The sequence below is a fragment of the Rhizobium sp. Nf11,1 genome (genome assembly GCF_050587665.1).
Classification (GTDB): Bacteria; Pseudomonadota; Alphaproteobacteria; order Rhizobiales; family Rhizobiaceae; genus Rhizobium.
Window position 1 is genome coordinate 54,289 of record NZ_JBOBHU010000007.1, and the last position, 23,951, is coordinate 78,239.

At 57.0% G+C, this 23,951-nt stretch carries 21 protein-coding genes; 8 read left to right on the forward strand and 13 right to left on the reverse strand.

Annotated features, from left to right (window positions below; translation table 11 throughout):
• Positions 1–437: 437 nt before the first annotated feature.
• Entirely contained in the window at positions 438–2,012 is a 1,575-nt protein-coding gene (locus tag ACQ7C1_RS12700) for a right-handed parallel beta-helix repeat-containing protein (RefSeq protein WP_430958514.1), read from the reverse strand.
• Positions 2,013–2,700: 688 nt separating this feature from the next.
• On the opposite strand from ACQ7C1_RS12700, the gene ACQ7C1_RS12705 reads away from it, so the two are divergent.
• Positions 2,701–3,405, forward strand: a complete 705-nt coding sequence (locus ACQ7C1_RS12705) for an Ig-like domain-containing protein (RefSeq protein ID WP_430958515.1) — start codon at positions 2,701–2,703, stop codon at positions 3,403–3,405.
• Positions 3,406–3,616: 211 nt separating this feature from the next.
• Here ACQ7C1_RS12705 and ACQ7C1_RS12710 read toward each other — a convergent pair whose 3' ends face one another.
• The 5 genes from ACQ7C1_RS12710 to ACQ7C1_RS12730 form a co-directional block, all read right to left on the reverse strand.
• Positions 3,617–4,321: a hypothetical protein gene (locus ACQ7C1_RS12710; RefSeq protein ID WP_430958516.1), complete on the reverse strand. Its 705-nt coding sequence runs from the start codon at positions 4,319–4,321 to the stop codon at positions 3,617–3,619.
• Complete coding sequence (locus ACQ7C1_RS12715; protein ID WP_430958517.1) at positions 4,321–6,597, reverse strand: polysaccharide biosynthesis tyrosine autokinase; 2,277 nt, start codon at positions 6,595–6,597, stop codon at positions 4,321–4,323. Before ACQ7C1_RS12715 ends, ACQ7C1_RS12710 begins: the two co-directional genes overlap by 1 nt.
• 51 nt (positions 6,598–6,648) lie before the next feature.
• Positions 6,649–7,359, reverse strand: coding sequence for a sugar transporter (locus ACQ7C1_RS12720; RefSeq protein WP_430958632.1), 711 nt, complete (start codon positions 7,357–7,359; stop codon positions 6,649–6,651).
• Positions 7,360–7,443: 84 nt separating this feature from the next.
• Positions 7,444–8,655, reverse strand: coding sequence for a polysaccharide biosynthesis/export family protein (locus tag ACQ7C1_RS12725; RefSeq protein ID WP_085779125.1), 1,212 nt, complete (start codon positions 8,653–8,655; stop codon positions 7,444–7,446).
• 303 nt (positions 8,656–8,958) lie between these two features.
• Positions 8,959–10,368: an O-antigen ligase family protein gene (locus ACQ7C1_RS12730; protein WP_430958518.1), complete on the reverse strand. Its 1,410-nt coding sequence runs from the start codon at positions 10,366–10,368 to the stop codon at positions 8,959–8,961.
• Between the two features lie 302 nt (positions 10,369–10,670).
• Here ACQ7C1_RS12730 and ACQ7C1_RS12735 point away from each other — a divergent pair, with 302 nt between their 5' ends.
• Together ACQ7C1_RS12735 and ACQ7C1_RS12740 are read left to right on the forward strand one after the other, a co-directional pair.
• A complete protein-coding gene (locus ACQ7C1_RS12735; protein WP_430958519.1) occupies positions 10,671–11,270 on the forward strand; it encodes a transglutaminase-like cysteine peptidase in 600 nt (199 codons plus the stop codon).
• 268 nt (positions 11,271–11,538) lie between these two features.
• Positions 11,539–12,858, forward strand: coding sequence for a UDP-glucose dehydrogenase family protein (locus tag ACQ7C1_RS12740; protein ID WP_085779128.1), 1,320 nt, complete (start codon positions 11,539–11,541; stop codon positions 12,856–12,858).
• Between the two features lie 190 nt (positions 12,859–13,048).
• On the opposite strand, the gene ACQ7C1_RS12745 is transcribed toward ACQ7C1_RS12740, so the two are convergent.
• Entirely contained in the window at positions 13,049–13,840 is a 792-nt protein-coding gene (locus ACQ7C1_RS12745) for a metallophosphoesterase (RefSeq protein WP_430958520.1), read from the reverse strand.
• 658 nt (positions 13,841–14,498) lie between these two features.
• On the opposite strand from ACQ7C1_RS12745, the gene ACQ7C1_RS12750 reads away from it, so the two are divergent.
• Entirely contained in the window at positions 14,499–14,741 is a 243-nt protein-coding gene (locus ACQ7C1_RS12750) for a KTSC domain-containing protein (RefSeq protein WP_064804427.1), read from the forward strand.
• Between the two features lie 94 nt (positions 14,742–14,835).
• Here ACQ7C1_RS12750 and ACQ7C1_RS12755 read toward each other — a convergent pair whose 3' ends face one another.
• The 3 genes from ACQ7C1_RS12755 to ung all read right to left on the reverse strand — a co-directional run bounded on the left by ACQ7C1_RS12755 (position 14,836) and on the right by ung (position 17,220).
• Positions 14,836–15,441: an alpha/beta hydrolase gene (locus ACQ7C1_RS12755; protein WP_430958521.1), complete on the reverse strand. Its 606-nt coding sequence runs from the start codon at positions 15,439–15,441 to the stop codon at positions 14,836–14,838.
• Positions 15,442–15,451: 10 nt separating this feature from the next.
• Positions 15,452–16,384, reverse strand: a complete 933-nt coding sequence (locus tag ACQ7C1_RS12760) for a VOC family protein (RefSeq protein WP_430958522.1) — start codon at positions 16,382–16,384, stop codon at positions 15,452–15,454.
• 134 nt (positions 16,385–16,518) lie between these two features.
• Positions 16,519–17,220, reverse strand: a complete 702-nt coding sequence (gene ung / locus ACQ7C1_RS12765; RefSeq protein WP_430958523.1) for a uracil-DNA glycosylase — start codon at positions 17,218–17,220, stop codon at positions 16,519–16,521.
• 230 nt (positions 17,221–17,450) lie between these two features.
• On the opposite strand from ung, the gene ACQ7C1_RS12770 reads away from it, so the two are divergent.
• From ACQ7C1_RS12770 to ACQ7C1_RS12780, 3 genes are all read left to right on the forward strand, one after another.
• Positions 17,451–18,875 (forward strand): phosphomannomutase, encoded by a 1,425-nt coding sequence (locus ACQ7C1_RS12770; RefSeq protein ID WP_430958524.1) that lies wholly within the window; start codon positions 17,451–17,453, stop codon positions 18,873–18,875.
• 40 nt (positions 18,876–18,915) lie between these two features.
• Complete coding sequence (locus ACQ7C1_RS12775) at positions 18,916–20,343, forward strand: mannose-1-phosphate guanylyltransferase/mannose-6-phosphate isomerase (protein WP_430958525.1); 1,428 nt, start codon at positions 18,916–18,918, stop codon at positions 20,341–20,343.
• A gap of 134 nt (positions 20,344–20,477) precedes the next feature.
• Positions 20,478–20,783, forward strand: coding sequence for a hypothetical protein (locus ACQ7C1_RS12780; protein ID WP_085779135.1), 306 nt, complete (start codon positions 20,478–20,480; stop codon positions 20,781–20,783).
• 25 nt (positions 20,784–20,808) lie between these two features.
• Here the strand turns inward: ACQ7C1_RS12780 and ACQ7C1_RS12785 are convergent, their stop codons facing one another.
• The gene (locus ACQ7C1_RS12785; protein WP_430958526.1) at positions 20,809–21,765 is read right to left on the reverse strand and encodes an endonuclease/exonuclease/phosphatase family protein; all 957 of its coding nucleotides are present in this window, start codon (positions 21,763–21,765) and stop codon (positions 20,809–20,811) included.
• Positions 21,766–22,021: 256 nt separating this feature from the next.
• On the opposite strand from ACQ7C1_RS12785, the gene ACQ7C1_RS12790 reads away from it, so the two are divergent.
• Positions 22,022–23,038: an NAD-dependent epimerase/dehydratase family protein gene (locus ACQ7C1_RS12790; protein WP_183699187.1), complete on the forward strand. Its 1,017-nt coding sequence runs from the start codon at positions 22,022–22,024 to the stop codon at positions 23,036–23,038.
• A gap of 18 nt (positions 23,039–23,056) precedes the next feature.
• Here ACQ7C1_RS12790 and ACQ7C1_RS12795 read toward each other — a convergent pair whose 3' ends face one another.
• Entirely contained in the window at positions 23,057–23,371 is a 315-nt protein-coding gene (locus tag ACQ7C1_RS12795; protein WP_430958527.1) for a hypothetical protein, read from the reverse strand.
• 240 nt (positions 23,372–23,611) lie between these two features.
• Positions 23,612–23,881 (reverse strand): hypothetical protein, encoded by a 270-nt coding sequence (locus ACQ7C1_RS12800; RefSeq protein ID WP_430958640.1) that lies wholly within the window; start codon positions 23,879–23,881, stop codon positions 23,612–23,614.
• Positions 23,882–23,951 lie beyond the last annotated feature (70 nt).

A 23,951-nucleotide genomic window follows, 5' to 3' on the forward strand; every position in this document is an offset into this window, starting at 1 on the left:
CACATTGCAGTTGCGGGCTTATCAAGCCCAATCATTGACATGCTGCCTTCGGAGCCGGCACCGGTGCCACCCCCGCTTGCAGCCTATAACTTAGCTCATGAGTCCCACTGAAAAATGACCGAAAATACAAATTTATCACGAACAATTTCAGAGGCTCTAACATTAACGCTACGATAATCATACCGGCCGAAGCAAGAGATAATCGCAATCCGCCCAATAACGGCTCAAAGCGGCGAACATGTGGCGCACTTATATCGATATTTACTAGGATGTTAACTATAAATGCAATCTATAGTTAACTTTTATGAGTACCTGTGGAACATTTCCATAGTCACCGCGTGACTTCAGCGTCCGCCGATAGCGACGGCCTTCGCGACCCTTGAAAGTTGAAGCATTTCCGCCACGCGCGGGTAACGCTTCGGGATCCGCTGCAGTTTTCAAGCCAGCATTTGTGAGACATGACTGCCGTTGAATGCGTCGACGTTGATGGAGACGCTCAAGCTGTCGGTATCGATATGCGAAGCGCCATCGGAGATCTTGTATTGGAAGGTCTCGCTCACTTTTCCGCTCAAACCCGCGATTTTCGCAGCGTCGACCGTGTAGGTGTAATCGCCATCACTCTCAACATGGATGACGCCGTATTTTCCGGTCAGCGTCAGGCCATGCTTGTCAACTGCGCTATCACCGAAGCGGCGAAGCCATACGATGCCGTTGCTCGCGCTGTCGTTTTCCAGCAGATTGCCATGATAACCGCTGCCGGTATCGGCCGAAATCTTCAGGGTGTCATGCACTGCGACAATTTTGGGAATGACTGCATCTGTGGTGGGAGCAGGTGTTACCGTGGTCGTCGGCGGAGGCATCACTTCAGGCTCGGCGACAGCCGGCGAGGTGTTGTCGCCCGTGCCGCCTGCAGCGCTGTCCAACTCTGCCTGCGCCTGCTCGAGGGTTTTGTTCTCTCCGATGGAGAACGTATTTTGGGCGGCAATTGTCGCCGGCATCGTGAGCGTCGGTACATCGCTGTCGATGATATTGTTGTAGAAGGAGCCTGATGCCGGTTTGTCCACTTTCAATGCGGACGAGGAAAGTTCGTCGAAGACGTTGTCGTGGACAGTGATATTCTCGCGAATATAGCCAGGGTTGCCGACGGCGCTGACCAAAACGCCGTAGACGCCGTCATGCAGATAGTTTCCGCTGATGTCGTAGTTCTTCGCATCGCCCTGGTCACCGAGACCGATACCGTAAGACCAGCTATAGCCGCCATATCCTGAGATATCATTGTCGTGGATGGCGATATTCGTACCCGCCTGCGCGCTCAGTCCAAAGCCGCCACCGAGCAGAGTGTTGCCCTCGACCACGGCATTGGTCGCCCGGATCAGCACCAGAACACCCTTGGCGCTATTCGTAGCCGTCTGCTCAAGGTGGTTGTCCGCGACCAATATATTGCTGCTGTCGTTGAGCTGGATCGCGTCTGCGGCGCTGCCCAGACTGTTGGTGACGGTATTGTTGATGAGGGTGACGCCGTTGACCTTATCCATCCAGATCCCGTCGGAATGTACGCCGGTCAGCGTACTGTTCTCGATGGTGATGTTCTGGCTGCTCTGGAAGCTGACCGAACCAGGTTTACCGGACAGGCCGGTATTCGACACTTCGACATTGCGCACGGTCCAGTTTGAAACATTGCCGGCATAGATCGCGTTGGCGCCGGTATCGGCGATCTTGATGTTCTCGATGATGATGTTCGAAGCCTTGGAGCCGTGGATCCCGTCATTGCTGCTGTGAATGACCGGCGCGTCACCGATGCCATAGCTGCCGATGGTGATCGGAGCGTTGGCAGTCCCGGAATATCTCAGATCGAACTGTTCGTTAAAGACGCTTCCGGCAGCAAGCAACACGCTGTCGCCGGGGTTCAGTTTCAAGGCTTCCACGGCGGATAGCGTCGCGAATGCCGAACTCTCGCTGGTCCCGCTGTTATTGTTGGATCCTGTCGCCGAATTCACATAATAGACAGTCATGCGTGATCTCCCTCGATGTTAGGAGATCTTTTAATGGCGGACCTCTCTCCGCCTGCTAAAATGAAACACTAAAATGCGTTCTATCTCGCGATATTCTTGATAGGGTGATCATTAATATTTGCTGATGACAAACATTTGCTGCATTGCAAAACACTTCTCGAACAAAATGTGATTGTATATTTAAACAAGACAACAACCACCGCGAACTCCCCTATCGGAGATAAAGGCCTTCGCAGGTAACAAAACGAAGGCTAATTTCACGCAGAACAACTACTCGCCGCCACCTAGCGCAAAAGCGCTTGTTTGCGTTGAGTACCCACAACATCTACGCATGAATAACAAAAGGCACAGATCTGATGGATGATCAGAAGGGATTATAATTGGTGTTTCTATCTTTTTCATATTTCTGTCGCACGACACGGTCTTCACGACGGATAAATAAACTTCGCGTCAGAAGAAATCAGCGTTATAACGGGCAACAACCATAATCAATTATTATTAACGCATAATCTTCAACTATTTCATCCTCTTATGCGCATTCTACGTGCGCGATTATTAGAGAATGCACCTATAAATTTTTAATTTTTGTTAAGCATATGCTTGACTATTTCTATTAAGCTATCCTTAATCGGGCCGCTCGTTGAAGTTCAAACATGACCAGCGAACAATATTTCAAGGAGAGACCCCGATGGCTATTCACGCAACAGACGATTCTGCGACATTCCTGGAAACCGACGTTATCTCAGGAAATCTGCTGACCAATGATACATCTGATGGCAACCTATTCTTGCGCGCTTTTGATCAGCAGAGTGTAGGCGCCAAGCAACCCGGCCAGATTACCGAAATTCACGGCGATTATGGTACTTTCTACGTCAAGGCGGACGGCAGCTATACCTATGTGCTGAGTGATGCCGCGAAGATCGGCTTCATCAACGGCGAAACGCTTCAGGAGAAAGTCTCCTACAAGATTTCCGACGGGGCCGGCCACACCGATTTTGGCCTGTTCACCCTCAACATTCAGGGCGTCACGCAGGTTAAGCCGATCGCAGTGGACGATCATTACAGCTTCAACGAAGGCGATTCCATCGGCGGCAACGTTCTGGACAATGATATTGCCGGCGACAATGGTCACCTCTTCCTCCGCCAATTTGACGGCACGAACGTTAACGCCAAGAGCGGCGCCGTAACCGATGTACTCGGTACTTATGGCACCTTTCATGTCCAGGCGAACGGCGAATTCAGCTATGAGCTGACGTCCGATATCGCCCCGGGCGACCATGTCACCGAAACCGTTCAATACTACAAGATTTCCGACGGCGAAGGTCACACCGATGTCGGCATTCTGACGCTCAACATTACGGGCACGGATGTCGTCTCCGGCCCCGTCGTCTGATCGACGACAAGCATCGCAGCCCGTTTCCTATGCAAACGGGGTGCCAATAAAAGGCCCGTCACACAATCGGCGGGCCTTGTCACATGGGGAGAGTGCAAGATAGCGCATCGGTGCGAAAATCGGAATCCGGAAAGCACGATGGTAGATTCATGGTGTCAGGGCGTCCGTGCGAAAGGACGCACGGCGCTCCAAGGAAGAGCTCCGCCCCTAATCACTTGCTGCAGCGTTGCCGGAAACGCGCTGTCGCTCCGTCTCCTGCCTTCTCCCAGTTTCTGTCGAAGATCGGGCGGAGTTGCGGGCTGATTTGCTTCATGACGGCTTTGACCCTGCAACGATCCCCAAGCTTCAGCATGGTCATGAGATCGCTGTCGAGCGCGTGGCCCGCCGCCAGGAGCGTTGTATCGGTAAAACCGTTCCAGAAATAAAACCGCGTCAGAATCATCGACTCATCGTAGGGCGCCAGAGCGACCGAACGTTTCATCATGCCAGCGCTCGACAGCGGCTCTTCCGCAATCTTCGACTCGACCGCCGCAAGACGCAGCCAGAAATTACTGTTCGTCGGCATGCATGATAATGCATGTTGCAGATAATGACGTGCACTGGCGGCCGCGGCAACCCAGGCGTCGTAATCGATATTGACGTTCTGTCGATCGAGCTGCGTCAGAACGAGCGTCAGGCCGGCGGCAACAATGTCAGATCGGCAATAGTGTCCGTCGATTCGTTCAATAGCGCGCGCCGCGTATCTGGCCGCGACATTGTTCCCGACAGTTTCGCCGCGTTCTATCCTCTCGGCGACCATCGAAATGCTGGCCGTCCTGATCGAAGCATAGAGCTCGCGGCTGGCCAGCACCGTAAAGACCACGGTCACGATGAAGAAAACGATTCTCGTGCGCAAAACGTGCCGAATGCCGAACATCAGCTTTCGGTATAGTATCGGGAATAGCGCTTGTAATAATATTCGCTCGAACCAAATGTCCGGTAGAGCTTCATCTGGGCCGGATCGACCTTGGTTAGTATGGCTCCGACGCACTTCGTATAGAGATCCGGCTCGGACAACAATGTCGATTGGACCACCTTCCGCGAAGTCTTGCCCCACTCGATCACGAACACGACCGCATCGAGCTTCGGGTTAATGGCGCGTGCATCCACCACCGGAGCCAGAGGAGGCAAGTCGACGATAATGTAATCGAAACTTTGACGCGCAATCTCGAGAAGCTGATCCATACCGCGCGATGCGAGCAGCTCCGACGAATGCGGAACGCGATAGCGTGCCACCGTCGGCAGGAATGCGAGCTTTGTCTTGGGGTCGAGGAGAATGAGATCCTTCAGCGGGCGATTGTCGACGATTGCTTCAAGCAAGCCGGCTTCCGCGTGGCGGCCGATCGCCCGCGTCGCTCCGGGATTGCGCATATCGCCGTCGATAAGCAGGCACCGTGCCCCTTGCATGGCCAAGAGCTTGGCAAAATTGATTGCCGTCGTCGACTTGCCTTCACCGGGCAAGCTCGACACCACACCGATGACTTTGCAGCGCTGGTCGGAGGCACTGATATCGATCGCGATTTTCGCGCTTCGAAGCGTCTCCGCGAATGCCGACAGGGGATGCTCCTCGACATAAGTCGTGGTCTTGCCGCCCCTGGCGATGCTTCGCGGGTTCCCAGGATCGACCAGCGTCGGATCATCGACATTGTTCTCGATCAGCGGCATGACGCCAAGGGATTCGACATCGAGCATATCCCTGACATCGTCACCGGTGCGGAAGAAGCGATCGCGGAATTCACGGAAAGCTCCGATGCCGCTACCGAACGCGCATCCCAGGAACATTGCGAAAGCGATGACGAGGCTTCTTTTCGGCGCACTCGGCTTCGTTGGCGTCTCCGCAGTCGTGATGATACGTGCGGCGGTAATTGGGAAGCTCTGCTGCTGGATCGCCTCTTGATAGCGCGCCAAGAAGCTCTGATAGAGGTTCTTATAAGTATCCCGTGTCCGCTCGAGCTCGCGGAGCTGAACCTGCGTCTCGCCCGCCGTTGCGGCCACACCCGTTGCCTTATCAACGCTGTCACGCAGCGATTTTTCGCGGGACTGCGCAACCGTGAGCTCGCTCTGATAGCTCTCGGCGATGCGATTCAGCTCGTCGAACATCAGCCGTTCGTATTCGGCCATCTCGGCGCGCAGCCGGACGGCCTGGACGTGGTCGGGACCAAGCCGCGCCTCGATTTCGGCCTCGAGCTTCGAAGCTTCGAGATATTTCTTGCGGAGGTCGTTTGAAATCGAGCTGTCGAGCACGTCGGTCACGATCGCATCGGTCTGCTTGGCTTCGATGATCGACTTGATGCGGGTATATTTCGCTTCGGCCTGAGCGGTTTCGGCCTGAGCCTTGATCAACTGGCTGTTCAGCTCGGAAAGCTGCTGCTCGCTGAGCAAGTTGCCCTGCCCCGCCTCGACGAGCCCATGCTCACTTCGGAACTTCTGCACTGCAAGGTCGGTGTCCAACGCCTGCTGCCGGAGTTCTTCGATACGCTCCTGCAGCCACTCGCCGGCCCGCCTTGTCGCGTCATATTTCGAATTGAGCTTATCGACCAGATAAACATCGGCAATGGCGGCGGCGATTACTCGGGCCAGATCCGGAGACTGCGAGGTGTAGGTGACGTCGAGAACGTAGGATTTGCCGACACGCTCGACATCGATATTTCCGGCGACGGTTTCCGCGGCCCATCGCCGCTTCATCTCCAGATCGGGAGCGATGGCCGCGTCGTCGGCAAACCAGGAGCGAAAATTCAGCAGAGATTTCAGCGTACCGACAGAAAAGAGTGAGTTCTTCTGTGCGTTGAACACCGGATCGTCGACAAGTTTCAGCTTGTCGACGACGGCATAGGCGATCGTATCGGACTTCAACAGCTCGACCTGGCTGAGGACCGTACCCTCGTCATCGTCCAACTGGCCAAAAGCCGCCAGCTGGTTAACCATCTGATTGTCGCTGCGGTCGATCAGCACTTTGGTCTCGGCTGTATAGACCGGCACCGCCGTCAGGACATAGACGACACCGAGAATGCCAAAGGCGAAAGCGCATACCGCTACGATCCGCCACTGGCGACGGACGATTGCGATAAGCTTGTCGAAATCGATGAAATCAGCTTCGTTTCCCGTATCGCGGGAAGGGTCGATACGCGGCGTAAGTTTATCTGGCGACAGCAATTTCGATCTCCAACAATGGCGTCAAGCGCTAAGATCTACAGGCAATTCCAGCTATTGTGTGACGGGGACGCTCTGACTGGTCGACTCCGATGTATCAGAGGATGACTGGCCCGCTCCTCCCGCGCTGACGATTGTCGTCGTCGACGTTGTGGACGAGCTGTCCTCATCGTTCGTATTCGAAACCCTAAGCGTGCCGGCAGTCGTGGCGCTGCCGTCAAACGGCGTACCGTCATCCGACCCGGGACCTGTCTGCCCGATTGAACCAGTGTTGCCGATACCGGATGCTGCCGCTGGCGCACCTGTGCCTGGACCGAGCGCCGCCGTCCCGCCTTCGGCCAGAACCTTTGCAAAGGCTGTCAGCAGCGGCGCAAGATCGGGATCGGCGCTGGCCGCCTCGGCAACAGCTTTTTCGATCGCCAGTTTGAACTGCGGATCCGAGACCTGGCAACTGTTTGCGGCTCGCCCGAGACCGGATCCGATCGCCGCCATCTGTGCGGCATTAGCCTTCTTGGCCTGCTCGAGTACCGGCAATAGGGCGTCGTTGCTGCTCCCTACCAGCGCTCGAACACGCGATGACAGAACCAGGGGATCGGACACGTCGAGCAGAACGGCAGGATTGGCGGTAAATCCGCCGACATCTGCGGGTGTGAGATTTGCAGGACCCAGGCAAGCAGCCGCAAAGGCGCTCGAAGTCATGCCGACAAAAATCCCCGCGGCAATTCCGCTATATGCAAGTTTACGATAAACACTAAACCTTGCCATAAAAGTGGCTTCCTTCATCAAATCCGCTATCGCAAACAGACCACCAGCACCGATCGTTGACGATCGGCGCCGGCTACTCCCCACTTAGTTTCCGAGGTCTTGGACCGCATTACGGGTATCGCGTGCGTCGTCCGTGACGCCGGCAACAGTGGACGATACCGAGTTTACGATGTCAAGGAACTTGACCAGTTCGATAGAGTCCGAATTGGAAATATAGATAATATCCTTGTCTTCCATCTTGAATTGCTGAGCGGCAAACAGGGTTGCCGGATCACGAAGATTGGCGCGGATAATCACCGGAACCGTCTCGCCCGCAAACCGCGTCGTATCTACATGCATCGCTGCCAGCGTCTTCTTCGGGACAAGGCGATAGAGCAGGACCTGGGCTGGATCCGCACGGTCGTCACGCAGACCGCCCGCCTTGGCGATGGCCTCCCCGAGGGTCAGGTCCGACTCCTCGAAATCGAACCGGCCGCTCACGCCGGCGGCGCCGAGCGCCAGGAACGTGCGGCGCTCGTGATCGACGGAGATCGTGTCATCCGGCGCCACATAGATATTCTCCGCCGGGTTTTTCAGCAGCGTATTGTAGGCGACCGTCGCCGTTCTGCCGCGTCGCTGCAGCGTCACATTCGTTTCGATGTTATTGGTCGTCAAACCACCCGCGGCGGAAATGACGTCGAGAATGCGCTCACCGGCCGGACTGATCTGAACACGCTGAGGATTGTTGACGTCACCCAGCACGGCTACCTGACTGGAGCGGTTGGTCGTCGTTGTGATAACAACCTGCGGCTCGATCGCGCGGCTGGCAAGACGATCTTCGACATCCTGCTCGACGGTCTCCTTTAGGCGACCGGCAGCCGGAACGCGACCGGCATAGGGGATCGTGATCGTTCCGTTTCTATCGATGGTCTGCGCCGGCAGAGAGATATAATTGCCGGGCCGGCTACCGGCGTCAGAGGGAATAAAGAGACCACCGGATTGAGCTTCGAAAATCGCAACCTCTACGACATCGCCATAACCGAGTGGAATTTCGGGCGCGCCACCGCGTCCACCGCCAAAACCCTTGAAGGAGCTCGGCTGCGGAGTAGTGAAATAGGCCAGGACGTTTTTGCTGAGATCAACCAGGGCGTAGTCGATACCGACTCGACGCTCCTTCGTGGTTACCTTTACCGCGGCGTTTCGATCAACATCCTTGTGATCGGGGCCGGACCTTGGCAAGGACGTGCAGCTTGCCAATATACTCGTTAGCGCTACAACAATGGCGACGCGTGTACTACCAACAGGAAAACAACCCATAGAATAACCCGTGTTGACGCCCTTGAAGCTACTGCTCCGCAATCGGACAAATTACAAGACAATCCCTGATCAATAATTACCAGATGCCGTTTATCATTCCCTAACTGTGGCAGCCCGGCAACGCCGCGCCCTTCAGGAAACAAACGGCCTCAGCCCGACTCTCTGACGTCGGCAATAATCTAAAGGCTGCGTCCGCTATAAAATTTCTTAGGTTTAAGAGTCAACCCGCAGCCCTGAATCAATCCGGCATCTTCGAAAAACCTTCATAAATTCCATTCATTTAAGCCATTGCGCATGCACGGCTCACCCATATTGGCGATCCGTTTCGCGGTGACTGCGGCCGAGGCTGATTGCAACAACGGCGCTCAGGAATGCGGAAAAAAATACTGCGAAACCGGGGATTTGCAGCGAGAAGTCGACCGCGGCATGAAGAGCGACCAGAACCGTCGCCGCTATGCCGAGCAGAACATAATGTCGCAGGCGCCGCCTCTCGGAGAGCCCGCGCCAGAAAACCCTCGCGAGCACTCCGAAAGCAAGAAACGTCGCAACTGGAAACGCTACCCCCAAGCCCAGAAATCCTTCGAGGTAGAAATTATGTGCACGGTCAAAAATCCCGAAGATGCCGCAGGCCGGATCACGATAGGCCGAAAAAACGGTGCGAAAGGTCCCGAGGCCCGTTCCGGTTAACCAGTGATCCGAAATGGCGCGCCATATGTCGGGCAGAATACAGAAACGATCATCATCCTCGAGCCGCCTTTCCTGCGCGCGTAAGATCGCTTGCCCTGCAAATATGCTTAGCAAGAGGACGACGAAAATCACTGCCGCGAGAAGCTTTAACACCGAATGCCATTTCGGTGCCGGTATTAAATATCGCCTTGAGCTGTTCCAATTGAGGACCAGCCAGGGAAAATAGATGAGCGCGGCAACAAAAGTCGCGAATATTCCGGCGCGTGAGCGGCTCAGCATCAACGCGGTGAAACATGCACATAAGAGCAGAATATAGATCCACGTTCTCAAGAGCAGAAGGTTTCGGCCTGGTTCGCCGGGCAGATGCGTTGAATAGGAACGGGCAATGTCCCTGACCAACGTCAGCATGAGCAACGTTCCCAGCCCGAGGAAAGTGGCGGCGGTATTGCGGTTGACGAAGATGGCCGTCAGGCTGTCGAGGTAGGCGTGTTTTTCTATGACGATCAAGACGTTGGGAAACATCGAAAATTGCAGCAGGCCGAAAACGGCGATGCCCCCCGCCGCGAGCCCCAGGCTGGCCAGCACTTTCCGCGCTCGTTGATCGGTATCGCACAAGATAAGTCCGGTCAGAAAGGTCACGAAAGGCAGGGCCACCCAGAGTATCGAGGCAAGCGTGTCCGCCGGTTCGACGGAGATCGCCGCATATTGGACGCCCGCCAGATCGCGTGCAGCGCCCCAGGCGGGGTTTGCCAGCAAATTGGCCGGCAGTTCGATCGTTTGGATAAATGTCCAGCTCGTCAGCACGACGAGCAAAAGCAAGGCGATCTTGAACACCCACCTGCTTTGTCTTGGCTCCGCAAACAGCAATACCGAAACGATGGCGAGAGCAAACATTCCGATTGCGGCGAAGGCGAAGGGCAAAGGTGTGACACTTCCAAAAGGAATGAGCGTCAATATCACAAGGCCGATGAAGGCAACGAGAATCGCCTCCCGCAAGACCTGCCTGTTGATGAGGTTGGATAACATTTGACTTCACTCACCAGCAGCCAACATGAGGCAATCACAACCATTACGGTTAATATACTCGTACTAACATAAGTTGCAGATCAAGCGCTTGCGTGTTAAAGTGCAACAGAATTCCACATCGTTAAAATTGTCGCGAATGGCTTAAGCCAATCGAGACAGGATCCCGCTTATGCTCCTTCAAGCAGCAGAAACGGGATAGACGTTCTGTGCCCAATACTTGGCAGATCACCAAATCGCCATGCCATTGACCGAGCCAAAAGGCAAGCCTGATCTCAAGCGCTTGCCCTGACGGGGATCAAGAGATGAAGAAAACCTTCGTTACACTTCTGGCACTGGCTTTTACAGCGGGGAATGCCTGCTCTGCATTCGCGGCCGGCCCCGCAGGTTTCGCCCGCGGCCTGACCAGCGGTTCGGAGATCAGCTATATCTCCGAAAAGGGAAAGATCGTTCCGCCCTTCGCCCAGGTGCTGTTCTGCGCCCAGAACCCTGCCGAATGCCGCGACAATAACGGACTGTCGGTCATCGCACTGACGGACAAGGAAATGTTGCAGCTGAAGAACGTGAACAACACCGTCAATCGTACCATGATCGGCCGCAACGATTCCCGCAACGAACTGAACGGAGATGTCTGGAAGGTGAATGTGCGCAGCGGCGACTGCGAAGATTTTGCATTGACCAAGCGCAGCCGCCTGATCGCGATGGGCTGGTCATCGCGCGCCTTGCGGATCGCAACGGCCTATACACCTTCCGGCGAAGGGCACGCCGTCCTCGTGGTCAGAACCGACAAGGGCGACCTGGTGCTCGACAACAGGCAAAGCAGCATCAAGAACTGGCACGACACAGATCTGCGCTGGGACAAGATCCAATCGGGAACAGACCCCTACGTCTGGTACCGGCTGTAGCTGCCGAGACAGCCGATAGAGCAATTCGTCTCATTCCCGGGTTGAAGTCGAGCCGGCGCTCACGAACGGCTCGACTTGTCATATCGCCCACATAAACCTATGTTTTTGCTGTCGAGCGGGTGCCCGGCAGCAAACAGCGGCACCCTCAATACGACTTCCGATGTGGGTATTAAGCGATCTTCGATATTGTCTTTTGGCCCAGATTCAGTATGACGAACGTCATGCTGCGACGCAGCATGACGTTCTACTCTAATGATTTGAGGGAAATATGCGCATCACGATGATTGGATCAGGCTATGTCGGCCTTGTTTCAGGCGTTTGCTTTGCGGATTTCGGCCACGACGTCATCTGCGTCGACAAGGATCTGAGTAAGATCGAGGCCCTTCGCGAGGGCCGTATTCCGATCTACGAGCCGGGTCTCGATCAATTGGTTGCTGAAAACACCAGCACCGGCCGCTTGTCGTTTTCGACGGATGTCGGCGAAAGCGTTCGTGGCGCCGACGTCGTGTTCATCGCGGTCGGCACGCCGTCCCGTCGCGGCGACGGCCATGCCGATCTCTCCTACGTCTATGCCGCTGCGCGCGAGATCGCCACCTATGTGGAGGGCTTCACCGTCATCGTCACCAAGTCGACGGTGCCGGTCGGCACCGGCGATGAGGTTGAGCGCATCGTGCGGGAAACCAATCCTTCGGCTGACGTCGCCGTCGTCTCCAATCCCGAATTCCTGCGCGAAGGCGCGGCGATCGAGGATTTCAAGCGTCCGGATCGGATCGTCGTTGGGCTGAATGACGACCGGGCACGCGAGACCATGACTGAAGTCTATCGTCCGCTCTACCTCAACCAGGCTCCGCTGGTCTTCACGAGCCGCCGCACCTCCGAGCTCATCAAATATGCGGCCAACGCCTTCCTGGCCATGAAGATCACCTTCATCAACGAGATCGCCGATCTCTGCGAAAGGGTCGACGCAAACGTCCAGGACGTTTCACGCGGCATCGGCCTCGATGGCCGTATCGGCTCCAAGTTCCTGCATGCCGGTCCGGGTTACGGCGGTTCATGCTTCCCCAAGGATACGCTTGCCCTTGCCAAGACGGCGCAGGATTATGACGCACCGGTCCGTCTGATCGAAACGACGATCTCGATCAACGACAACCGCAAGCGGGCGATGGGCCGCAAGGTCATTTCGGCCGTCGGCGGGGACATTCGCGGCAAGAAAGTCGCCATCCTCGGACTGACCTTCAAGCCGAACACCGACGACATGCGCGACAGCCCGGCCATCGCCATCATCCAGACGCTGCAGGACGCCGGCGCCCAGGTCGTCGGCTATGATCCCGAGGGTATGGACAATGCACGCAAGGTCATCGAGAACATCGAATATGCGAACGGCCCTTACGAAGCCGCTGCCGACGCCGATGCCCTCGTCATCGTCACCGAATGGAACCAGTTCCGCGCACTCGATTTCAATCGCCTGAAGCAGTCGATGCGCGCTCCGGTCTTGGTCGATCTGCGCAACATCTACCGCAGTGACGAGATCCGCAAACACGGCTTTACCTATACCGGTATCGGCACCAACCTTTACCAGGACGCCTGACAGCGCCTGCCAACTATGTGAACCTTCTGGCGCCGCGGGCACAATCCCGCGGCGTTTGTTTTTGAAGCGTGCGCCACGCTCTCTTCGACCAGCACATCGGCACGAAGATCAGAAACGACTTTTAGAAAGTACGAGGCGTAAATTCAGAGTGCAGAGAGGGCGCCCTTCGTCCGAAAAGATGCACGGCGCGCTATAGCAGCCCTACCCGCGTCCCCTTGATCGTCAGTACGGTCAGCCGGCCCGTCGCCGAAACCGCGGTGTCGATGCCGATGCGTTGCGGACCGAATGTCGGGGCTCGCCCCGGAGTATGTCCGTGGATCACGAGAACAGGAAGCTGCGGCCCCTCGTCCAGGAAGGGCTGCCGGATCCACATGAGGTCGCTGTCTTTTTGTTTCTTGAGATCGATGCCGGGTCTGACGCCTGCATGCACAAACACCACCCTGCCCATTCGCATCATGATCGGCAGCGATTCGAGGAACTGGATATGCCGCTCGGGTATCATATTGCGAATGACGCGGGCGATCGTTTCGTTTCCGGCCGCCGACTGCAGGAGATGCTCGATATCGATGCCGTATGAGTGCAGCGTCTCCGTCCCGGCGAAACCCAGCCATTCGAGAATACCCGCCGGTTTGCGATAGAGCTTCACCAACTCAGCATCGTGATTGCCGCAAAGGACCAAGCGCTGAAATCCTGGCGGCGGGTTCTTGCTCAGGAACTCCAGAACCGCGCTTGAATCCGGTCCACGATCGACATAATCGCCGAGCATGACGATGAGTTTCGGCCCCTGAATGCGTGCTGCGTCCTCCTCGATACGGCGATGTACGTCGAGGAGTTCGTTGTAACATCCGTGAACATCGCTCATGGCGTAGACCGCAGCGAAGTCGCCTTCGGCAAAGGTCAGCCGAGCGCGCTGCTTACGATTGCCGGCCAGCATCGGTATCTGTTGTCGCCACCGTCCTAGATAATTAGACATGTAACCCATTTATGAAACCCGACCGCGTGGCGGGTTGATCGATTTCCATCTATCGCTGCAATGGCACGAATCGCAGTGTTCATAAGAAGTTGGCCTGATCGCGGCGTCGACAATGTAGCCGCAACCTCTTGCCATATTCGGAACGACCTGATCCTTCGCCGAATGCTGAACCGCTCGCGCCAGGCTCGCCTGCGCGGTCGCGATAGAACGCTGCCCTCCCAACACATCAAGCAACGGGGACTGTCCATCCTTGTAGCTCGCGATTGAAAGCGCAAGGGTCTACTGCGTGATCTTCCCCTGGGTGCGAAGCGCCGCAGCTCACCGGCGATAGCAAAACGGCTGCCGCGGAAATCGGCGTTCTGTACTTATCCATAGTTGGGAAGACATCGCGATTAATAACAGGTTGTATTTTATTACATGATGCTTAACCACTGGTTAAACTTATGTCTACTGGTTCGATTCTTTCACGTTCAGCTGTGTCATCCAATATTTCCACGCCTGGAAGAACTCGAAACGATGGACTTTCCACAGGTGAGGACTTCGAAAAAGCTGCACATATCAACTACAGCGAGAGGCGACCGGAAAAAATGAACGTTAAAGCAGATCACGCTTGACGACCATTCGACGCCGCATAAATATGGTGCGCTGCGAGCGTGAATGACAATTCTTGATCAGGAATCTCAGATCCAAAACTGCGGGGTGCAAAGTGGAAACTGCGGTTGATTCGAAACTTATCGAGGCAATCAGCTACGACGAAGACAGCCGGCATCTACGGGTCTATCTGACCAACGGTCAGAGACGAGAATATGAAGGAGTCCCCAAAGGCGTCGTCGTCGGTTTGACGATGGCAGAATCACCGGGGAATTTTTACATGAAGGCAATAAGAGGCAAATATCCTCATCGCCCCTAGATAATTTGTCGACTACGATCTTCGTTTCAGCAACGTTGCGGGGCCGGCATTCGCCGGTTCCCGCTCAATATCTTGGCCACTGTGCCGGCACAGATCAATAGCCGCCGAGGAAGTCGCCAACCGCATTGATCTCCGATGGCGCGATCTCGTGCCCACCGGCATGCCAGACCGTCCTGACCTCCGCGCCCCGGCCCTCTAGGTGCGCAGACAGCGCCTGGGTCACCCCAATCGGAGCGATCGGATCCCGCTGCCCGGCTGTCACCAGCACCTTTCGTCCCGCGAGCGTCGAGCGAGCCTCGGGCTGAAACGGAATGAGCGGATGCATCAGAACCGCCGCGTCGAAGATGCCCTTTTCGATCAGCACATTGGCAAGAATATTTGCGCCGTTCGAAAAACCCAGGCCGAGAATGTGAGAAGCCCGGTATTCGTCGGCAAATGCCTGGACGTAGGCGGCCATCTTCTCCGTCGCGCGTGAGAGGTCGGACATGTCGTAGACCCCTTCCCCGGTGCGGCGGAAAAACCGCGCCGCGCCATATTCGGAAACATCGCCGCGCGGCGAAAGAACCGTTGCTTCGGGCAGCAGCCGTCGGCCGAAATCGAAGAACTGGTTTTCATCGCCGCCGGTGCCGTGCAGCACGAGCAGAATAGGCTTGTCAGGTGCTCCGGCATGCAGCCGGTGCACATATCCTGTTTCGGTCATCTTGCCCTCCTTACACTTCGAGCGGCTGCAGATGCTGCTCGAGCAAGGCGCGAAGATGAGCGTGCTGCTGCGGCAGCTTCAGCGCTTCGCCGAGATGGGCCGTGTCTTCGTCACGGTCGAAGCCGGGCTCATTGGTCGCGACCTCGAACAAAACGCCCCCCGGCGTGCGGAAGTAGATCGCCCAGAAATAATCCCGGTCGATGACAGGCGTGACCTGATAGCCGGTATCCATCAGCGCCTTGCGCACTTCGAGCTGCTTTTCACGATTCTCGACGGCAAAGGCGACATGGTGGACGGAGCCGGCGCCGGGAAGCGCGCGGGCAATGTTCGGCATCGTCTCAAGGTCGATGAGGTGCGCGCCGTTGCCGTCAGGCTTGATCAGCCGCTTGATGCCATCCCGCTCCTCATCCACTTGATAACCCATGAATTTCAAGAGTTCGGCCGTCGCGCCCTCGTCTCTCAGCCGCAAGGCAACGGAGTGGAAGCCGCGAATGGCGTGATCCTCGCTGATGCCGCCATGCGTCCACGGCTGACGGTCATCGTCCTTGACCTCGACGAGCGCGAAGCCGTCGCCATCCGGGCCGGAGAAGTTGAGGCGCTTTTCGCCGAAGCTTTCCTCAGCCTTCAGGCCGCCGAGACCAAGCGTAGCAAAGCGGTCACTCCAGAAGCCCAGCGAGCCTTGCGGGACGGAAAATACCGTCGTGCCGACCTCACCGGTGCCGGGGCGGCCCTGCGCCATCTTCGGGAACGGGAAATAGGTCATGATCGTGCCGGGCGCACCGGTCTCATCACCATAGTAGAGGTGGTAGACATCAGGCGCATCGAAATTGACGGTCTTCTTGACGCGACGCAGGCCGAGCGCATGGGTGAAAAACTGGTTGTTGGTGCGGGCGTCCTCCGCCATCGACGTGACGTGGTGCAGACCCTTGATCTGATCGAGCATGTGAGACCCTTTCTTGCCCGCCTTTCGCGGGCTTTTCATGGATCATAAATGCGCCTCACCCGGCCTCCGGAATAGACCCTGAGACCAAAACGCATTGTCTATTATTAGTGAACAAAGATCAGGCCGCGTTCACTTCAGGCGCCGTGAGGATCTGCCGGCAATTGCCAGTCGATCGGCGCCCGCCCGCGGGACTGGAGGAAGGCATTCGCCTTGGAAAAATGTTTGCAGCCAAAGAACCCGTTATGAGCCGAAAGCGGCGAGGGATGCGGCGCCTTGAGCACCAGATGCCGCGCCGTGTCGACAAAAGCGGCCTTGCGCTGGGCATAAGAGCCCCAGAGCATGAAGACGACCGATTCGCATTCGTCGTTCACCTTGCGGATGACGGCGTCCGTGAAGCGCTCCCACCCCTTGCCCTGATGGGCGGCCGCCTGACCTTCCTCAACCGTCAGCACGCTGTTCAGCAAAAGCACGCCCTGCCTTGCCCAATGTTCGAGAAAGCCGTGACGCGCCGGCGATATCCCGAGATCGGTCTCCATCTCCTTGTAGATGTTGACGAGCGAGGGCGGTATGCGCACGCCCGGCCGGACGCTGAAGCACAGGCCATGGGCCTGCCCCAGCCCGTGATAGGGATCCTGTCCAAGGATGACGGCCTTGACATTGGCAATCGGCGTCAGATCAAGAGCGCGGAAATATTCGCTGCCCTTCGGGAAGATCCGCTTGCCCACTCGTTTCTGCGCGACGAGGAAGGATTTGAGTTGTTGCATATAGGGGCTTGAAAACTCCCCCGCCAGCGCGGCCTTCCAGCTCTCATCGAGACTGACGGATGTATCGCTCATCAGGAACCCTTCAGCATAGGACGAAACAATGGACACACGGTTCTAACAAAATCGATCTACGCTGCAATGCCTGTCGGCAATGGGTCTACGTCTTTAGGATCGGCGAGAGAAGACTGCGAGAGGCTGTCCGAGGCATCGTCGTTCGTGTTTAACTATATGATGGCTTCGGTATTTACGCCGGCAGGCGGCCTGAGTAGAACCTTGATTGTAAACTGGAGACACCTCTTCAAATGAAATTCGGCACGAGCGGCCTTCGCGGACTTTCAGTGGATCTCAAGGGTCGCGCCTCGGCTCTCTACGCGATGGCGTTCGGCAAATATCTGCTGAAAAGCGGCAAGGCACAGACCGGCGACGTCATTTTGATCGGCCGCGACTTTCGCGATTCCAGCCCCGAAATCTCGGGCAATTGCGCTGGCGCGCTTGCCGCGCTCGGCTTCCGCATTTTCGACTGCGGCAATGTCCCGACGCCAGCCCTTGCTCTTTATGGTCTTGAAAGCAAGGCCGCATGCCTGATGATAACCGGCTCTCATATTCCGGCGGACCGCAACGGCATCAAGTTCTACCGTCCGGACGGCGAGATCGACAAATCGGACGAGGCTGCGATTACCGCCTTGGCGGCCGAAATCGATAAGAGCGGCGAAGCGTTGATCCAGGCGCCAGCGGCGATGGAAGATCGTGAGGCGATCTGTCGACAGCTCTTTTTCGAACGCAATACGGCCCTGCTTCCGCAAGGCGCGCTGTCCGGCCTGAAGATCGGCGTCTACCAGCACAGCACCGTCGCCCGTGATCTCCTGGTCGACGTTCTTGCCCATTATGGCGCTGAGGTCACCGTTCTCGGGCGTTCGGATAGCTTCATTCCGGTCGATACAGAAGCCGTTTCCGAGGAGACCATCACGCTGATGAAGCGCTGGGTCTCCGATCACAGCTTCGATACAATCGTCTCGACCGATGGCGACGGCGACCGCCCGCTGGTCGCCGACGAAACCGGCACGCCACTGCGCGGCGACCTCCTCGGCCTTATAGCAGCCAATTTCTTGGGAGCTCGCATCGTGGTGACGCCCGTCACCTCCAATTCCGGCATCGAGGTCGCGGGCTCCTTCGCCGTCAAGCGCACCCGTGTCGGCTCTCCCTTCGTCATAACAGGCATGGAAGAGGCCGTGGCGGCTGGCAATGACCGCGTCATGGGCTTCGAAGCCAATGGCGGCTTGCTGACCGCCAGCCCTTTCGATGTCAACGGGCAGAACGTCCGCGCCCTGCCGACGCGCGATTGTTTTATTCCCATGCTCGCAGTCCTGTCGCTTGCGGCCGCTCGCAGGCAGCCGCTCTCTGCCATTGCGATCTCCTATAAGCTGCCCTTCGCCGCTGCCGATCGTCTGGAGAATTTCCCGGTGGAGACGAGCGCCGCGCTGATGCAACACTTGCGCGCCTCGGATCAAAATCTCCGTTCTTTCCTGCAGCCGATCGGCGCTGTCGCGACCAAATCCGATATTGACGGGCTTCGGATGACACTGACGGACGGCCGGATCATCCATTTCCGCCCATCCGGCAATGCGCCGGAAATGCGCTGCTACGTGGAAGCCGGCAGCGAGCCTGCAGCTCTCGACCTGCTGCACGCCGGTCTCAACAGAATAAGAGGCTGGGCAGCCGCCCGCTGACATGCAACCAGTAAGGTCGTCTATTTCAAGGAACCCGCCTATGACGCAGAAAATCGTTCCCGTGATCATGGCCGGCGGCAAAGGCACGCGGCTCTGGCCGCTTTCCCGTGCGACCGCGCCGAAACAATTCATCCAGTTCGTGGGTAATAAGACGCTGTTTCAGGAAACGCTCGAACGCGTTTCCGATCCCGAGCTCTATGAAGCTCCGATCGTCGTCACGAATGAGGAGTTCCGCTTTCTGGTCGCCGAGCAGGCGCGCGAGCTTGCCATTCCGCTCGCCGCCGTGCTGCTCGAACCGGTCGCCCGCAACACCGCCGCCGCGGTCGCTGCCGCCGCAACGCTTGCCGCGGACCTCTTTGGCAAGGGCACTATCATCCAGATGCTCGCCTCAGATCACGAAATCCTCGCCGACAAGAGCTATTTCGACTGTATCCGCATCGCTCGCGAGGCGGCGGCCGACGGCAGGCTCGTCACCTTCGGCATCAACCCGACCGAGCCGGCGACGGGCTATGGCTATATTGAGATCGGCGATGCGCTTGATAATGGCGCTCACAAGGTGAGCCGCTTCGTCGAGAAGCCGGCATTGGATGAAGCCCAGCGGATGCTCGCCGACGGCGGCTTCTACTGGAACTCGGGCATCTTCATGTTCCCCGTGACGGAACTTCTTGCCGAGCTGCAGGAATATGCGCCCGAGGTGCTGAAGGCTTCAAGCAAGGCTGTTTCCAAGGCAAGCCGCGATCTCGATTTCACCCGACTCGATGCCGACCATTTCGCCAAGAGCCCGGATATATCGATCGATTATGCGGTCATGGAAAAGACGTCGAAGGCCGCGGTCGTCCCCTCGCCATTCCGGTGGTCGGACATGGGAAGCTGGGATGCCGTTTGGAAATCGGGCAAACGCGACGATAACGGCAATGTCGCCGCCGCCAACACGACCGTCGTCAATACCCGCAACTCGCTGGTCATGACCCATGGCGTGCACCTTGCCGTCCAAGGCATGGAGGATGTCGCCGTCATCGCCAGCGAAGACGCCGTCTATGTCGGACCACTCAAGGACAGCCAGAACGTCGGGCAATTGGTCAAGATGCTGGCTTCCTCCTCGGCGACGGCGAAATTTGCCGAAACGCATCCGACATCCTACCGACCGTGGGGCGGCTATACCTCTATCTTCAACGGCGACCGCTTTCAGGTGAAGCGCATCTTCGTCACGCCGGGCAAGAAGCTTTCGCTGCAAAAACACCACCATCGCTCCGAGCACTGGGTCGTCGTCAAGGGAACGGCCGAGGTGACGATCGGCGACAATGTGCAGATGCTGCGTGAGAACGAAAGCGTCTATATCCCGCTCGGGGAAGTCCATCGTCTCGCCAATCCCGGCAAGATCGTTCTCGAGCTCATCGAAGTTCAGACGGGCTCCTATCTCGGCGAGGACGATATCATCCGCATCGTCGACGAATTCGGAAGAACGTAAGCCAAGCGTCGGAACGGCCGGCGGGCCAAGTCAGCCCGCCGGCGCTTGCGGCATGCCCACCATCCCTGTTGAATTCCCTGCCGGGATTCTCGTAGAATGAATGAGCCGACAGACCTGACAGGAGATGTCCTCTGATGCGTACCCTGCCCGCCCTCGCCGGATTTCTTTCAATCCTGCTGCCGGCAATGACCTTTGCCCAAACGGCGAACATGCGCGCCGCAAGCGAGGCGGAAATCCGACAGCATCTGCCCGGCACGTCGGAGCTGAAAGAAAGCAGCAACGGCTATGAATATCGCGAGGGCAGCAAGAATGGCTACAAGATCAACAATGGCGAGGTCTGTGTCCGGTTTCCCGATAAGTCGACCGACTGCGTCAACGTGAAGACTGACGGCAAGAATTTTCAGATGATCGACCGCAAGGGCGGCCGAACCAGATTCTAATTTCAGCCCGGCTTATCTTGCCCTGTTATCGTGCCGGCGCCGTCTCGCCGCTCTTATCGACAACGAATTCGGCGATCAGCCCTGAATGATTGGAGCCGAGATTGTCGTCGAGGCGCTTCAACGACGTCAGATGAAGCGGCGCGCGCGCGAATATGTGATCGATGGCAATACCGAACCGACCGGCGGCGATCGGCCATGTCGCCGGTTCGGGCGCCATAGTCTTCAGCTTCTGCTTGCGCAGGAGAGCCTGAATGCTGGGCGCGATCGACGACGAATTGAAATCGCCGGACAGCACCAGCGGACCTGAGATCGCATCAAGCGCGTTGCTGAGATCATCCAGCTCTTCTATCTGGTAATCGTCGAAATAGGGTTTGGTGAGATGGGCCGAGACGAGATTGATGGTATGCCCGCCAAAATCGACGCTCGCTGCGACCAGCCTGTCTTTCCGCAAGCTGCCGATGCTCGCAACCTGGCGGGTCACGAACGGGCGTTTCGATAGCACCAGCGTATCGCAGCTGTCTTTGCCGTTGTCGCAACCGATATGATACGGATAGACCTTGAACAATCGCTGCAGATGGAACGTCAGCGGCTTGGCTTCGAGCAGATTGACGACATCGGCATTCGAAGCGATCACCATATCCGCGATGGCGGTCGAATTTTTCCAGTTATCGATCGCAACGTTGAACGACATCAGACGGAAAAGCGGCGCCGTTCCCGTTCCCCTGTCGTCCCCGGCGAATTCACGGAGCATGATAACGCCGTGCGCCGTGAGGAGCAGCGAGAGAAGCAGAAGGGCAAAGCCGTAAGCATGTCTTCTGACAACCAGGATAACGAGGCTGGCGGCGGCGAATGTGAGGCCGAGATGGATCTGAAAACTGTAGATGAAGGAGAGCAGCCAGAAATTCGTGAGATAGCGCAGCGACACGACCGCAATGGCCAGGGTCAGAAACGCAGAGAGAATCCAATAAACTATGTTTCTCATCAATCCCTGGTCTCGCCTGAACAGGATGTCGCCCGAAACCGCTCAACCATTTCGGCATCATGCTCAAGACGACCGCCGCCCATAACATGCAAGCCATTATGGTGCAATGCAGCATAACGTCCGGAAACGACGACAGCAGCGCCGCGTCAGGTGCTATCTTTCAATGGCCTATCGACTCGGCCTCTTTTTATCCTGTAAGTGGGTGCCATTTTACGGAATCGGCTTTTGCCGTCGGCAGGGAGCCGAGAAGGTGGGAATGCGCTACTTCATTACAGGTACTGCCGGCTTTATCGGTTTTCATCTGGCTAGGCGCCTGTTGCAGGAAGGGCATGAGGTGACAGGCTTCGACGGCCTCACTCCTTATTACAACGTCAAGCTCAAAGAGATGCGCCACGCCGCACTCTCTCAGTTTCCGGCCTTCCGGCCTGTCATATCAATGCTTGAGGACCGGCCGGCGCTGGAAGCGGCAGTCTCCGCGGCCGCGCCTGACATCCTGATCCATCTCGCCGCGCAAGCCGGAGTTCGCTACAGCCTGGAAAATCCCGAAGCCTATATACATTCGAATGTCGAAGGCTCCTGGAACATCATGGAAATCGCCCGGCGGGTTGAAGTCCGCCATCTGATGCTGGCCTCGACATCATCGATCTATGGCGCCAACGCGACTGTCCCCTTCCGCGAAACCGATCGTGCCGACGAACCGCTGACCATCTATGCCGCGACGAAGAAATCGATGGAGCTGATGGCACACAGCTATGCCCATCTCCACAAGATTCCGACGACGGCCTTCCGTTTCTTCACCGTCTATGGCCCATGGGGCCGGCCCGATATGGCGCTGTTCAAATTCGCCAAGAACATGCTCGAAGACCAGCCGATCGAGATCTACGGCGAAGGCAATATGAGCCGTGACTTCACTTATATAGACGATCTCATCGAAGCGATCGTCCGGCTCTCGGCCATTGCTCCGCGCGAAGAGAATCGTTTGGCCGACGCGAGCATCGAAACGCTCTCGCGACAGGCGCCTTTCCGCGTCGTAAATATCGGCGGCGGCCAGCCGGTCAGTCTGATGGATTTTGTCGAAACGGTGGAAAAGGCGCTCGGCCGTCCTGCCATCCGCAAGATGCTGGCCATGCAGAAGGGCGACGTACCGCGCACCTTCGCCGCCCCTGATCTGCTCGTCGCGCTGACCGGCTACAAGCCGGGCACAACGCTCGATGTCGGCGTCAAAGCCTTCGTCGAATGGTATCTCGACGTTCGTCGCGAACTAGACGCTTAATCCGAACATCCTTGCGACTTAGCGCAGAAACGCGAGCGCTTCCACGGTGCCGATAGTCTTTGCAAACACATAGTCGATGGCAAAACTCAGGCTGTTCGAATAGGCCTTGAGCCGATAGCCCTCGCCTTCGATAGCAGCCGGGCTGCGTAGAACGAAGGGAACGCTCGGCCGCACGAAACCCACACGTGTCGTCAGCGGAATCTCGGGCGAACGGCCGATGGCAGACGTATACATCAGGTCTTGGGCAAGACCGGCAGGCCCGACGGCGAGGGCCGGCCCGGCAGCCGCAATGATGCTCGAGGTCAAGACGATGGTGGCAAGAGTTTTCTGCATGTCGAAAGTCCCCGTTTTCGGATCGCAGGGCTTTCGTCTCGCCCTGATCCAAGCGGTCGATGCGTCTGTCCACGCTTCGGCCGCCTTCACGAGAACAGACTACACGTTAGTATTTGCAGGGCTTTTAAGCGCATCGGTCAAATTTTAGGAAATTTGACTTTCTATACGGAAGGACATCGACATGCCTGACGAAACCAGCCACGCCGCGGCTGGAAGCGATGCCCGGACGCGAATCGCAGCTTAGAGGATGCGATCCAGCTTCTTGTTGATATGCAGGTTCGGCATCAGGCCCGCGCTCTGCGCGGCATGATAGGATTCTCGCGCCGCATCGAACGAGATCGACCACATGATGGCGCTGAGCAGGAGCGCGATAATATAGATTTGGATACGCATCGCATTGGCGATAGGGAAGGAGCAAGGCAGTTTTGTGTCAAAAAATGAGCGCATAACGAGAAAAACAACGCCTCTTCGTTCCGCCGCGGTCGGCGCCGGACACATCACTGTCGTCAATGGTGCTTCCCACTGTCAGAGCAATTCCAAAAAAGTGCGAAGCGGTTTCCATCCGGCACAAATCCAAAAA